At 71.2% G+C, this 13860-nt stretch carries 11 protein-coding genes; 1 reads left to right on the forward strand and 10 read right to left on the reverse strand.

Annotated elements, in window-relative coordinates; translation table 11 throughout:
* Window positions 1–61: 61 nt before the first annotated feature.
* The 5 genes from StrepF001_RS26100 to StrepF001_RS26120 form a co-directional block, all read right to left on the reverse strand.
* The gene (locus tag StrepF001_RS26100; RefSeq protein WP_129800649.1) at window positions 62–1180 is read right to left on the reverse strand and encodes a DegT/DnrJ/EryC1/StrS family aminotransferase; all 1119 of its coding nucleotides are present in this window, start codon (window positions 1178–1180) and stop codon (window positions 62–64) included.
* A gap of 74 nt (window positions 1181–1254) precedes the next feature.
* Window positions 1255–2037: a class I SAM-dependent methyltransferase gene (locus StrepF001_RS26105; protein WP_129800650.1), complete on the reverse strand. Its 783-nt coding sequence runs from the start codon at window positions 2035–2037 to the stop codon at window positions 1255–1257.
* Complete coding sequence (locus StrepF001_RS26110; protein WP_240797690.1) at window positions 2034–3206, reverse strand: nucleotide disphospho-sugar-binding domain-containing protein; 1173 nt, start codon at window positions 3204–3206, stop codon at window positions 2034–2036. The genes StrepF001_RS26105 and StrepF001_RS26110 overlap by 4 nt, the downstream gene beginning before the upstream one ends.
* Before the next feature lie 170 nt (window positions 3207–3376).
* The gene (locus tag StrepF001_RS26115) at window positions 3377–4603 is read right to left on the reverse strand and encodes an FAD-dependent oxidoreductase (protein ID WP_129800652.1); all 1227 of its coding nucleotides are present in this window, start codon (window positions 4601–4603) and stop codon (window positions 3377–3379) included.
* Window positions 4604–4715: 112 nt separating this feature from the next.
* Window positions 4716–5606, reverse strand: a complete 891-nt coding sequence (locus StrepF001_RS26120) for a ParB/RepB/Spo0J family partition protein (protein WP_165396371.1) — start codon at window positions 5604–5606, stop codon at window positions 4716–4718.
* A gap of 938 nt (window positions 5607–6544) precedes the next feature.
* Here StrepF001_RS26120 and StrepF001_RS26125 point away from each other — a divergent pair.
* Window positions 6545–7228: a hypothetical protein gene (locus StrepF001_RS26125; RefSeq protein WP_129800654.1), complete on the forward strand. Its 684-nt coding sequence runs from the start codon at window positions 6545–6547 to the stop codon at window positions 7226–7228.
* Between the two features lie 158 nt (window positions 7229–7386).
* On the opposite strand, the gene asnB is transcribed toward StrepF001_RS26125, so the two are convergent.
* From asnB to StrepF001_RS26150, 5 genes are all read right to left on the reverse strand, one after another.
* A complete protein-coding gene (gene asnB / locus StrepF001_RS26130; RefSeq protein WP_129800655.1) occupies window positions 7387–9213 on the reverse strand; it encodes an asparagine synthase (glutamine-hydrolyzing) in 1827 nt (608 codons plus the stop codon).
* A gap of 4 nt (window positions 9214–9217) precedes the next feature.
* Window positions 9218–10597: an MFS transporter gene (locus StrepF001_RS26135; protein WP_165396372.1), complete on the reverse strand. Its 1380-nt coding sequence runs from the start codon at window positions 10595–10597 to the stop codon at window positions 9218–9220.
* Window positions 10598–10864: 267 nt separating this feature from the next.
* Window positions 10865–11677 (reverse strand): ABC transporter ATP-binding protein, encoded by an 813-nt coding sequence (locus StrepF001_RS26140; RefSeq protein ID WP_129800707.1) that lies wholly within the window; start codon window positions 11675–11677, stop codon window positions 10865–10867.
* Window positions 11678–11696: 19 nt separating this feature from the next.
* A complete protein-coding gene (locus StrepF001_RS26145) occupies window positions 11697–12761 on the reverse strand; it encodes an iron ABC transporter permease (protein ID WP_206306948.1) in 1065 nt (354 codons plus the stop codon).
* 14 nt (window positions 12762–12775) lie between these two features.
* The gene (locus StrepF001_RS26150; protein ID WP_129800656.1) at window positions 12776–13840 is read right to left on the reverse strand and encodes an ABC transporter substrate-binding protein; all 1065 of its coding nucleotides are present in this window, start codon (window positions 13838–13840) and stop codon (window positions 12776–12778) included.
* Between the last annotated feature and the right edge of the window lie 20 nt (window positions 13841–13860).

Below are 13860 nucleotides of genomic sequence, written 5' to 3' on the forward strand. Positions count from 1 at the left end.
GTACTCACTTCTGGAGACATGTGGAATCAACCCAAGCCTCTGGCCGAGATCCGCCGGGTTCTCAGGCGCCGTCGATGGCGGCCAGGACCGTGCGCAGGCACTCGATCACGCGGTCCTGCCGTTCCGGGGTCAGGGAGGGGTACATGGGGAGCGAGAAGATCTCCCCGGCCAGTCGTTCGGTGACCGGCAGTGCGGTCTTGGCCGCCTCCAGGTGCGCGAATCCGGCCATGGTGTGCACGGGCCACGGGTAGCTCACGTTGAGGCGGATGTCGTTCTCGCGCAGGCGCTCGATGATGGTGTCGCGGGCCGGGTGCCGGACGACGTAGACGTAGTAGACGTGGTCGTTGCCGGGTGCGGTCTGCGGCAGCACGAGGCTGGTGTCGCTCAGGGCCTCGCGATAGCGGTCGGCCACCGCGCGGCGCGCCGCGATGTAGTCGTCCAGCCGGCGCAGCTTGCGCCGCAGGATCTCCGCCTGCACCTCGTCGAGGCGGCTGTTGTGGCCCGGCAGGGCCTCGACGTAGTAGCGCTCCTCCATCCCGTAGTAGCGCAGGCGGCGCAGGTTCTTGTCGACCTCGGGGCGGCTGGTGATCGTCGCGCCGCCGTCGCCGTACGCGCCCAGCACCTTCGTCGGGTAGAAGGAGAACGCGGCGGCGGCACCCGTCGTGCCGGCCAGCCGGCCGTGCTGCCGGGCGCCGTGCGCCTGGGCGCAGTCCTCCACGATGTGCAGGCCGTGCCGGTCGGCCAGCTCGACGACGGGGTCCATCGGCACGCACTGGCCGTACAGGTGCACCGGCAGGACACAGCGGGTCCGCTCGGTGACGGCGTCGGCCAGCTGCGCGGTGTCCATCAGGTACGTCACCGGGTCGATGTCCACGAACTTCGGGGTCGCCCCGGTGCCCGTGATCGCCACCACGGTCGGCGCCGCGGTGTTGGAGACGGTGATGACCTCGTCACCGGGACCTATGCCCAGCGCCTCCAGCGCCAGCTTGACCGCGTTGGTGCCGTTGTCGACCCCGGCACAGTGCTCGACACCGTGGTACGCGGCGAATTCCTTTTCAAATGCGGAAACGCTCGGACCGAGAACGAGCTGCCCCGAAGAGAACACGGAGTCGACCGCGTCCAGAATGTCATCACGCTCGGCGGCGTACTCATCCTGATAGGACCACACCAAGGTCGTCATCCGATTCTCCAACCTCGTCTTCGCCAACGGCCCGACCATATCCCTGGACCGACTTCCGCCGACATGTTCAGAATTCACGGACGGGCCGCGGACGTATCGGCGAGGGTGCCTACGAAAACACCCGGGCCGCCGTTGCCCAGATCGACGAGTTCGGCGTCCAGGCCGGCCTCACGGAACGCCGCGAGATATTCGTCCCGGGGGAACAGCGCCATCACGTGTTCGTCGGTGAAGTGCCAGATTCCCTCCCCCGGTCTGGCCACGACGTAGTGCACCGTCATATGGCTGCTGGCTCCCTTTCTGACCGAGTGCGAGACCCGGGCGAGCGTCATTCCCTCGAACTCGACCACATCGCCGCCGACATGGCCGCTCACAAAGTTCTCGGAGAACCACCAGGGCTCCACCAGCAGCACTCCGCCGGGCCGCAGATGGCCGCGCAGACAGCGCACGGCGGCCCGCAGTTCGGAGCCGTCACGGATATTGCCGATCGCGCTGAACAGGCTGGTCACCGCGTCGAACCGGCGGCCCAGGTCGAAGTCGCGCATGTCCGCGCGGTGGAACGGAACGCCGGGCAGCCGCTCCCGCGCGTGAGCGAGCATCGGCTCGGCCAGGTCGGCGCCCTCCACCCGGTCGAAGACCGTGGCGAGATGGTGCAGATGCGTGCCGGGCCCGCAGCCCACGTCCAGCAGGTCGCGGGCGCCCGGGTTCCGTTCCCTGATCAGCGCGGCCACCTTCGCCGACTCGGTCGCGTAGTCCTTGCCGCGGCCGAGGTAGATCGCCTCGTAGAGCGGTGCGACGTCGTAGACGGTGCGTGCCGCGGCCAGCGCACGACCCCACTCGGTCGGCGTGGCGGTGGTCATCCGGCCCTGCCTCCGGAGCGCTCCACCAGGTCGGTCAGCCGACCGGCGATGTCGAGCGGGGTCGGCAGGCCGCGGATCTCCTCGCGCACCTCCTGCGCCGCCGTCTTCATCTTGTCGTCCGCCAGCACCGATTCGAGCAGCTCACGCCCGACCTCCTCGGGCGGCGCGGTCGCGCCGACCCCGCGGTTGACAACGGCGTCCATGATGAGCGGCCGGCCGAGGCCACCGAACTCGGGGATGATCTGCGGCAGTCCGCTCATGATCGCGCCGAACGCCGAGCCGGGGCCGCCGTGGTGGATCACCAGCGAGCTGCACGACATCAGCGAGACCAGCGGTGCCCAGCCGAGCGACGTCACGTTGTCCGGCAGCGTGCCGAGGGACTCCAGGTCCACATTGGGTGCCGCCAGGACGAACTCGGCGTCCATGTCGGGGGCCGCGGCCACGACGTTCTGCACGACGCGGGCGGTCTCCACCGGGGGCGGGCCGCTGCCGAACGTCACGGCGATCCGCGGTGTGTCCCGCCTGGCGCCGATCAGGTAGTCGTAGGTCTCGCGCGGCAGGACGCCGCCGCCGTTGAAGGGGATGGTGCCCATCAGCCAGGAGTCCGGCTCGATGGCGCCCATGCTGGGCGGCGTGATGTCGATGGTGGCCAGCACCTCGGGGAGCTCCACGCCGTGCGCCTCGAAGAGGTCGCTGTGCATCTCTCGCATGAGCTGCGGGGAGTCGTCGGTGCGGACCAGGCCGAACTCGTTGCGCACCGCGGGCACACCGAGCTTGGCGGCGGCGACGAGGGCGGGGGTGAGCAGCGGGGAGTAGACGATGACGTCCGGGCGCCACTCCTCGGCGGTGCGGATCATCGCCTCGACCATGTCGGGCTGGAGGCGCAGTGCTCCGGCGACGGCCATGCCGATGGTCTCGTGGTAGTCGGGGTCCAGGGCGTCGTTGTTCAGCCTGGCGATCACATCGGGGCGGTGCTGGGCGAGTTTGCCCTGCATCTGGGTCAGGGAGAGGCCGGGGGCCACGTCCACGCAGCGCACGCCGGCCTCGCCCATCATCAGGCCGGGGCCGCACGAGGCGACGAGCACGTCGTGGCCGGCCATCTGCAGGGCCCAGCCGAGCGGCACCATGGGGTAGGTGTGACCGGCACCGGGACTGATCATCATGAGCACGCGCAAGGCGCATCATCTCCATTCGGGCACGCAGGGATGTTGGGGTGGGTCAACAGGCGTTGGGGTCGACAGGCGTTGACCTACGGGCGTTGCGTCAACGCCCGTAGGTCAACGCGCGTGCGTCAACGCGCGTGGGTCAACAACCGTGGGCCTACGGCGGCCCGCACGGCTCAGCGAAGTTCCGGAATGGGGCTCTCCGGTCGCAGTCCGATGCCGATCGTGCGGGCCGGGCCGGCCTGGAGCAGGGGAAGTCGCTTGAGGATCCGCAGCACCACCGGCGTCGCGGACTTGCCCTCGCCCCGCACCCACGGCTCCAGGAACCGCGTCTGCAGAAACCGCTGGAGCCGCTGCGTCGCCACCGTCGGCGGCGTGCGCCGCTTCTGGACGCGCGCCAGGTGCTCCTCGGTGACCGTGCCGGACGCCAGCGGCCCGGCCAGGATGTTGGCGGCGGCCACGGCGTCCTGGACCGCGAGGTTGATCCCCACGCCCATGATCGGCGACATGGTGTGGGCCGCGTCCCCGATGCACAGCAGCCCGGGGCGCCACCAGCGCGGGAGCCGGTCGATCTGGATGTCCAGCACCTTGACGTCGTCCCAGCTGCGCACCTCGTGGACCCGGTCGGCGAGGAAGGGGGTGAGTTCGCTCAGGGTCTGCCGGAACCAGTCCAGGCCACGCTCCTTGACCTCCTCGTATCCGCCCTTGCGGACGGTGTAGGCGGTCTGCCAGTGGGTCTGCCGCTCGATCCGGACGAGCAGCTTGCCGTCGGAGAGCCGGCCCACCATCCCGCCCGGATCGCCCTCCTTCTTGGAGAGCTGGAACCAGAGGATGTCCATGCCCGAGCCGAGGACCTGTGGCCGCAGCCCCGCGGACCGGCGCAGCGCCGAGCGGCGGCCGTCGGCGGCCACGGTGAGGTCGGCCCGCAGTTCGTGCTCACCGCTCGCGTCGCGGTAGCGCAGCCCGGTGATCCGGCCGTTCTCGGCGATGGCCTCGGTGACCTCGCAGTTGCGCCGGAGCTGGAAATTGGGGAAGCGGTTCGCCTCCTCCACCAGGAAGTTGAGGAAATCCCACTGCGGCAGGAACGTGATGTGCTTGAACTTCCCCGGCAGCCGCCGGAAATCGGCGAGCGTGAAGGTTCCTTCGTCGGTGACCACCTGCAGTTGGTGAATGTGCTGGTGGGCCAGTTTCAGGAATTTCTCCTGCAGGCCCAGTTCTCCCATGAGCCGGAGTGTCGAGGCGTGTACGGTGTCGCCGCGGAAGTCGCGTAAGAAGTCGTCGTGTTTCTCCAGGACCACGGTATCGACTCCGGCCCTGGCCAACAACATGCCGAGCATGAGTCCGGCGGGCCCCGCCCCGGCAATGGCACACGTCGTGCTGCTCGTTCCCACGTTCCCCCACATTCTGTGTTCATCTCTCGCCGAACGCCGTCGTCCCAACGAAACACACGACCGGAAGACGGGTGAGAATCTACCTCCGCGGAATGGACACCGGAATGTTCAAGCTCGCACAAAATCATTCGTCGGTTCCGGTCCGGGTCACCGCCTCCTGTTCCAGTTGTTCGGCGAACTGCGTCCACTTGAGCGCGCTTTGCCGGGCCAGCATCGCGACGACGTCCGTGCAGTGCGTGGGCAGGTTCATCACGATGCTCGTCCATGCCGAGGTGTCGAGGTCGTGCATCGCGAGCAGTCGCAGCACCACCCGCCCGGAATCCGTGGAGCGCAGTGCCGGATCCCTGCGCAGCCGCTTGAGGAGTTCCGCGGTGGGCTGCGGAAGGGCCTCGCGCGCGGCCCGCGGGGCGTTCTGCCGGGACCGCTGCTCCGCGGCCACCGGCCGGCTGCCGCTGGGGATGGGATCCTCCCCGCGCAGCAGTCGCATCTTGACGTCGTGGGCCGTGCCCAGCGAGATGCCCGCGGCCCTCGCGACCTCGCGCAGGCTCGCGTCCGGCCGTTCGGTGAGCAGCCGGCCGGCCTCTTCCCGCCCCTGTGCCACACCCCGGGGACGGACCTTGCCGTCCATGCCGATCCGGGCGTTCAGGTGCGGATCCTCCGCGGTTGAACGCCGGATCCGGGCGACCGTCCGGGCGGACAGACCGGCCACCAACGCCGCATAACGGTCCGACATCTCGGGGTTCTCGCGCAGTAATCGCCCTGCAGCGGCCACTCGCTCGGCATACGACAGCGGCATGCCGTGCGCCGTGTTCAGCCGCACCGAGATCGCGAACAGCTCCCGCTCCGGTACGTCGAGCAGGTAGGCGTCGATGGTGGTGTCACCGCGGCGCCGGGCGGCGTCCAGCCGGTGCATCCCGTCCACGACGCGCCACGTGGGCCGGTGGACGACTATGGGCGGAAGCCGCGCCTCGACCTCGTTGAGGACATCGACATGGTTCTGGTCGATCCCTTTCATCCGCGGCGAATCCGCAGGGATCAGGGAATCTATCGCAACCGATCGGCGTTCAAGGGCGGCAAACCCCAGCCGCGCACCATCGGTGGTCAGCTCAGGAAGTATCTCGGACAGATTTGGCCGAAAACGCTCAACTGTTTGTGTATTCATCAACCTTCAGCTCTCAAGGCGCTGGTCAGCGCTTGTTCGTCGGGTTGTGCAGCGGTTGGTCGAATCAGGTACCGCAGTGCGCACACGGAAGTGCTCCGATCCGGGAACCGGGCGCGGGCGTGACGGAGCAACGCTCACCACTGACGCGCACCGCCGATACGACGGGAAGCCGGATACGGAGTCTCAGATGCCGGTCATCGCACACGACGCCGGGAGGAACATTCCGACGAGCAGAACAAGCAGGACAGGGAGCCGGAGTACGGCTCTGCCGACGACGACGCAGAAAAATGCCGGAAGCCGAAGACCCGCGGCCCTGCGTCATACACCGGTTCAGCGCCCTGAGACACCCCGTGCCCGACGGGCAGGCGGAGTGCGGGCGGGAAGATCCCTTTACGCCCCGTTGGTTGCCACTTTTCGACGACTTGACCGTCGTCCATCTCAGGCTCGGTGGCCAGGTGACTCATCGCACCCCGAGCACAATCGCGTCCATCTTGCGTCAGACAGCACATGGCTCCCCCTGTCTGCAATTCCCCGTAACGCAGCTCGAAATCTAACCGACATACCGAGCGTGGGCAGCGTCGTTCAGCGGTTCCGGTTCGCTTTCCGGCCAGCCCCGGGGGGTGAGGGCGGCGGAACCGTGCGCAGCAGGAGGTCGTGTTTCTCAGTACCACCCCGTCCTGCGTGCGAGGCCCGGAAAACGGGTTCCGCACCGGCGGTTGAACGGCACGCTCCGGATGGCGGGGCGCACGTCAACTCCCGGGCGTCCGCGGGTGGATGGCACCATGGCCACCATGGCCTCCCTGGCAACGGCGCCCGCCGTCCGTCTCATGCGCTCCGCGGTCTTCGCGGCGGTCTGTGTGACGACGACGGCGGCCGGGCACGCCCTGACGACCGGACACACGCTTGCCGTCCGGGTCGTGACGGGGGCCTTCGCCGCGGTGCTCGCCCTCGCCTGGTGGCTGTCGGACCGCGCACGCGGATCCGCCGTGGTGGTCGGCGCGACGGTGGTCACCCAGTTCGCACTGCACGCGGCCTTCACCGCCTCCCGACTGCCCGCCGGCCACCGGCACGCGCACGGCACACCGCACCCTCCGGCCCACGCGGCGTACTCCGACGAGGCGATGGACCGGCGCCACCACGCCATGGAGGCCGCCTCCCTGCTGGGCGACCGGACGGCCACGGCAGCCACGCACGGCGCCTCCACCGCGGCGTTGCTGGCGCATGTCGCGGCCGGGCTGCTGTGCGGGCTGTGGATGTGGCGGGGAGACGCCACCATGGTCCGTCTCGGGCGTCTGCTGCTGCTCGTCCTCTGCGCTCCGCTGGAGCTGGCCGGGCGCCTCACCGCGGCCGCCGTCCCGAAGCGGCGCCCGGCCGCCGCGCCACCGGCGCACGACGAGGTCCCGGCACTGGGCCGGATGCTCCTTCATCACGTCGTCTCCCGCAGAGGCCCGCCGGTCGGGCTCCGCCTCCTCTGACACCGTCCGTCACGGCCAAGCCGCTCCACAGGTGCGGGCCTTGGTGACGGGCGCGGTAACGGCACGCCTCACCAGCTGCGGACCACCTGTCTCCTTCCTTCTCCCGTCCTGTCGACGGCATCACCGCCTTTCCTGGTCCGCGTCATGAACCGGGCTCCTCACATGGCGAGTTCCGGCTTGTGGTGGTCCAGCCACAGCGCCAGGTCGACGACCCGCTCGAGGCGCAGCCGGTGGCCCCACTCCAGCCGGTCCGCCGGGGTGTCCAGGCAGGGCTTGATCCGGGTCTCGTCGGCGATGGCGCGGACCTGGTCGTCGGCGAGCGCGTCGCGGGCCATCATCTGCAGTCCGCGGTTGTAGTCGGGGTGGTGCGTGGCCGGATAGTGGTTCTTGGGCCGGTACAGCACCGAGTCCGGCGCAAGGCCTGCGCCCGCCGCGCGCAGCAGGCTCTTCTCCCGGCCGTCGAAGCTCTTCAGGTCCCAGGGGGTGGTGAAGGCGTACTCGACCAGGCGGTGGTCGCAGTACGGGACGCGCACCTCCAGCCCCTGCGCCATGCTCAGCCGGTCCTTGCGGTGCAGCAGTTGGCGCAGCCATCGGGTCAGGGACAGGTACTGCATCTCGCGCTGCCGGTGCTCGGCCGGTGTCTCGTCGTCGAGGTGGGGGACCTCGGTCAAGGCACTGCGGTAGGTGTCGGCGCAGAACTCCCCGATCCGCAGACCGAGTTCCGGGTTGAGCGGCATGGCGGCCTCGTCCCCGGTGACCAGCAGCCAGGGGAAGGTGCCGGCGTTCAGCGCCTTGGGGTTGTGGAACCACGGGTAGCCGCCGAACACCTCGTCGGCGGCCTCGCCGGACAGGGCGACGGTGGAGTGCCGGCGGATCTCGCCGAAGAGCAGGTACAGCGAGGTGTCCATGTCGCCGACGCCGATCGGCGAGTCCCGGGCCACGACGACCGCCCGCCGGTGCTCGAGGTCGAGCAGGGAGCGCGGGTCGAGGACGACCGTGGAGTGGTCGGTACCGATGAAGGCGCCCGCTTCCGTGGCGTACGGGGTGTCGTGACCGGTGCGCAGCACGTCGCCGGTGAACTGCTCGGCCTGGTCGCTGTAGTCGACGGCATACGACCGGATGCGGGCGTCCGGGCCCTCGCGCAGCCGGAGTTCGTCGGCGAGCAGCGCGGTCAGCACGGTGGAGTCGATCCCGCCGGACATCAGGCTGCACAGCGGGACGTCGGCCTCCAGCTGGCTGCGTGCGGCGGCGCCGACCAGCTGCCCGACGCGTTCGACGGTGGCCTCCCGGTCGTCGGTGTGACGGCCGATCTCCAGCTGCCAGTAGCGGCGTTCACGGATGCCGTCCCGGTCCAGCACGAGCAGGCCGCCCGGCTCGACCTCGCGGACGCCCGACCACACCGTGGGGCCGGTGTTGAACAGCAGGCTGTACGCCTCCCGGAGTCCGTCCGCGTCCACCCGGGGCCGTAACTCCGGATGGGCGAACAGGGCCTTGGGCTCGGAGGCGAAGGCCAGTCCGCCGTCGACCGCGGCCCAGAACAGCGGCTTGACGCCGAGCCGGTCGCGCACCAGCAGCAGCCGCTGCGCCCGTTCGTCCCAGACGGCGAAGGCGAACATGCCGTCCAGGTGCTCGGCGAGGTCCTCGCCCCATTCGGCGTACGCGCGCAGCACCACCTCGGTGTCACTGCGGGTACGGAACTCATGGCCGCGCCCGCGGAGTTCGGCCCGCAGTTCGTGGTGGTTGTACACCTCGCCGCTGTAAGTGAGCACGGCGGTCGGCGCGCCGGGGCGGTCGGGCATCGGCTGGGCGCCGCCCTCGAGGTCGATGACGGCCAGCCGCCGGTGGCCGATCGCGGCGTGCTCGCCGAGCCAGACGCCGTCCGCGTCGGGGCCGCGCGGGGCGAGGGTGGCGGTCATGGCTTCGATGACCCGCGTCTGCGGGCGGGCGTCGTGGTGGAAGGACGCCCAGCCGGTGATTCCACACATGGGGCTACTCCTGGGTGAGGGGTACGTCGACGGACTTCTCGGGCACCCGGACGGCCGGGGCGCGGGCGGGCAGGGCGAGCAGGGGTACGGCGAGACAGGCGGCGCCCGCGGCCAGCGCCAGCCCGGCCCTCGCCCCGCCCGCCGAACCCGCCAGGCCCCAGGCCGCCGTCGCCAGGGCCGGTCCGAGGGTGAAACCGAGGCTGCGGGCGAGCTGCAGGGCCGACCCGACCGTGGCGGCCCGGCCGGGCGGGGCGGCGCCCATGACGAGGGCCTGGGTGGGACCGCCGTTCAGGCCCATGCCGACGCCCGCCAGCGCCAGCCGCCAGGCCACGCCGGGCGGGGACCAGCCGTCGCCCAGCGGAACGAGCAGGAGCAGGCCGAGGGCGGTGAGGCAGGCGCCGGAGACGGCGACGCGCCGGGGGCTGTACCGGTCGGCGAGCCGTCCGCCCAGTGGCCCGGCCAGGCCCATGCCGAGGGGGAAGGCCAGCACGGTCAGCCCGGTGGCGGTGGCGCTGACCCCGTCTTCCCGCTGGAGGTGCAGGGCGACGACGTAGTGCATGGCGGCGAACCCGGCGGCCAGCGACAGCACCGCGCCGTGCGCCCGCAGCAGCCCCGAGGCGCGCAGGGCCCCGGTCACCGGGCGGCCGCCGGGTCCGCGCAGCCACCACCACAGCGGCGGTACGGCGGCGACGGCGAGCGCCAGCCAGGCGGGGCCGTCGGAGGCGAGGGTCAGGGCGAGGAGCAGGACCGTCACCCCGGCGGCCACGAGGGAGGAGTCGGCCAGCGACCGCCGGTCGGGGGCGTGCAGCCGGCCGTCCCGCGGCATCGCCCGCCGGACCACGAGCAGCGCCAGCAGGCAGAACGGAATCTTGACCAGGAACACCCAGCGCCAGCCCAGCTGGTCGAGGAGCAGCCCGCCCACCGCCGGCCCGGTCACCGCGCCGAGCGGGCCGAGGGTCGCGGGTACGCTCATCGCCCGCCCGCGCACCTCGGGCCGTACCGACCGCATCGCCAGCACCGGCATCAGCACGAACAGCACCGCCGCGCACGCGCCCTGCCCGACCCGGGCCGCGATCAGCCAGGCCGCCCACGGCGCCAGGGCGGCCGCGGCGCTGCACAGGGCGAAGCCGGCGGTGGCGGACAACAGCGCGGCCCGCAGGCCCATCCCGTCCAGCCACCGGCCGACGGGCAGCAGCAGGGCGACGACGGGCAGTTGGTAGCCCAGCACCGCCCACTGCGCGGTCGCGGCGGAGACGTTCAGGCCGTCGGCGATGTCCGCGAGTGCCACATTGACGATGTTCATGTCCAGCATCGCGACGAACGAGAGGACGCCCGCTACGGCCACCAGGGACCAGCGGTCCTCGTTCCCGGAGTTCCCGGACATGTGCCCCTCCCCACAGGTGGGCTGCCGAGCAGCAGCCTCCGTTCCAGAAGTCGGGGAGGCGGGGTGAGTTCCCGGGGCCGGCCAAAGATGCTGTAGCTGCGGGCAGTCGTGCCTCCCCCAGTGCCGTGCCGCCCTGGGGACCCCCAGGGCGGCACGGGTGGGCGATGGGGGTCCCCCCGCTCGAGCGAAGCCGAGAGTGGGGGGACCCCGCCAGCGCTGGGCTGCGCGCCCACCCCGCACCAGCCCTGCAGCCACTCCGCTACGGCCCTAGACGGCGCCGGCGTCAACCGCTTCGGCCGGCGTCGCGTCCGCCGGGGACCGGTGGTCGAAGGCGATCAGCGGGTCGCCGGTCAGCGGATGCTCCACGACGGCCGCCCGTACGCCGAACACCTCGGCCAGCAGCGGGGGCCGCAGGACCTCGCGGGGCGGGCCCGAGGCCACCACGCCGCCCTCGTGCAGCACGTGCAGCCGGTCGCAGACGGAGGCGGCGGCGTTCAGGTCGTGCAGCGACACCAGGGTCGTACGGCGCTGGGCGCGCAGCAGGGCGAGGAGTTCCACCTGGTGGCGGATGTCCAGGTGATTGGTGGGCTCGTCCAGGACGAGGATCTCCGTCTGCTGCGCGAAGGCGCGGGCCAGCAGGACCCTTTGGCGCTCGCCGCCGGACAGTTCGGTGAAGCGGCGACCGTCGTGCTCCGCCATGCCGGCGTCCGCGAGGGCGCGGGCGACGATGTCCCGGTCGGCGGTGTCCTCCCCGGCGAACGCCCGCTTGTAGGGCGTACGGCCCATGGCGACGACCTCGCGCACGGTCAGCTCGAAGTCGCCGCCCCGCTCCTGCGGGAGCGCCGCGACGCGCCGGGCGGTCTGGACGGGGCTCAGCTCGCGCAGGTCGGTGCCGGCCAGCAGCACCCGGCCCGCGGCGGGCTTCAGATGCCGGTAGACCGTGCGCAGGAGCGTGGACTTGCCGCTGCCGTTCGGGCCGACGAGGCCGGTGATCTCGCCCTCGTCCGCGATCAGATGGGCTCCGGCGACGACCGTACGGCCCGCGTACGCGACGTGCAGGTCCTCGACGTCGATCCTCACAGTGGGCAACCCCGATCTCTCAACTTCCGCTCCCCAGCCGCCGGTCCAGCAGATACAGCAGCGCCGGCGCGCCGATCAGCGAGGTGACGACCCCGACCGGCAGCTCCTGCGTGTCCATGGCCGTACGGCACACGATGTCGACCACGACCAGCAGCAGCGCCCCGAACAGCGCCGAGACCGGCAGTAGCCGGCGGTGGTCGCCGCCGACGACCAGCCGGCAGACGTGCGGGACCATCAGGGCGACGAAGGCGATCGCGCCGGACACCGCGACCAGGACGCCGGTCAGCAGGCTGGTCACGGTGAACAGCTCCCGGCGCAGCCGGACGACGTCGATACCGAGGCCGGCCGCGGTCTCGTCGCCCATCAGCAGGGCGTTCAGGCCGCGGGCGCGGGCCTGGAGCAGCAGCAGGACCGCCGGCACCGCGACGGCGGGCACGGCGAGCAGCTGCCAGTTGGCGCCGCCCAGGCTGCCCATGAGCCAGAACAGCACGCTGTGGGTCTGCTGCTCGTCCCCGGCCTGGAGGACGAGGTAGCTGGTGAACCCGGACAGGAACTGGCCGATCGCCACCCCGGCCAGCACCAGCCGCAACGGTGCGAAACCACCGCCGCGCCGGGCCACCGCCCACACCAGGGCGAAGGTGGCCAGCGCGCCCGCGAAGGCCGCGGCGGACAGCCCAAGACCGAGCGCGCCGCCCGCACCGGCCCCGAGGACGATCGCGCCGACCGCGCCGAGCGAGGCCCCGTTGGAGATGCCCAGCAGATAGGGGTCGGCCAGCGGGTTGCGCACCAGTGCCTGCACGGCCGTACCGACGAGACCGAGCCCGGCGCCGACGAGGGCCGCCAGTACCGCGCGCGGGACGCGCAGCTGCCAGACGATGAGGTCGTTGGTGCCCGGCCGCGGCGGCTCGCCGGACAGCCGCCGCCACACCACGCCCCACACCTCGCCGGGCGGGATGGACGTGGAGCCCCAGGACACCGCCGCGGTGAGCGCGAGCAGCAGTGCCACGGCCAGGACCGCGGCGAGCGGCCCGGCGGGCACGGCGCGTGGCTGGGTGCGGGTTTCCGGGCTCTTCCGGCTCAGCAGGGCATTGGCCACGGTCAGCCGACCTTGCCCGGGTAGAGCTTGCGGGCGATCTGCTGGACGGTGTCGGCGTTGGTGACGCCCGCGATGGTCGTCTGCTCGGAGCCGATGCGCAGGAAGTTGCCGTCCTTGACGGCCTTGAGGCCCTTGGTGGCCGGGTTGGTCTCCAGCCACTTCTGCGCCTCGTCGAACGCCTTGTCGTTGGCGGCCTCGCTGCCCCGGTTGCGCACTCCGAGCTGGATCCAGTCCGGGTTCTTGGCGATCACGTCCTCCCAGCCGACCTGCTGGAAGTCGCCGTCGCAGTCGGCGAAGGCGTTGCGGGCGCCGGCCAGGGTGATGACCGCGTGGGCGACCTGGCGGTTGCAGACGACGACGGGCTGCTTGGTGCCGGCATCGAAGTCGAAGAAGAAGTACGTGGGCCGCTCGCCCTCGGGCGTGGAGCCGACCGCCTGCTGGACGGCGTCCACCTTCTGCTTCATGCCGTCGACGAGTTCCTTGGCCTTGTCGGCGGTGCCGGTGACCGCGCCGAGGGAGGTGATGTCGTCCTGAACGGCGGACAGGTCGGTCACCGGGGTCTTGTCCGTGGCCGCGCAGGCGGTGGACTTCAGGTAGACGCGTTTGATGCCGGCCGCCTTGAACTCCTCGTCGGTGGGCACGTCCGCCATCCCGCCCATGTCCATCGCCCCGAAGGTGTCGACGAAGACGTCGGCGCCGGAGCCGAGGAGCTTCTCCTTCGGGATCACGTACTCGCTCATCACCTCGATCTTCTGGGCCTGCGCGTCCAGTTCGGCGGGCAAGGTGCCCTTGCCGGGCGGGAAGCCGGTACCGATCACCTGGTCGCCGGCGCCCAGGCGGAGCAGCAGCTCCAGGCTGGAGGCGTTGCTGGTGACGATCTGCTTCGGGGCCTCGTCGAAGGTGGTCTCGGCGCCGGAGCAGTCGGTGACGGTCACCGGGTAGCCGTCGGAGACGGAGTTCCCGGCGGGGGCGTCGCCGGCCGAGTCGTCACTCCCGCCGCCGCAGCCCGCCGCCAGTAAGCCGCCGAGCACCACGGCCGTCGTTCCCCACCACGCGCGTGATCGCATCACACCACTCCAGGATCCAT

Source organism: Streptomyces sp. F001, from assembly GCF_004187715.1.
GTDB lineage: Bacteria > Actinomycetota > Actinomycetes > Streptomycetales > Streptomycetaceae > Streptomyces > Streptomyces flavusporus.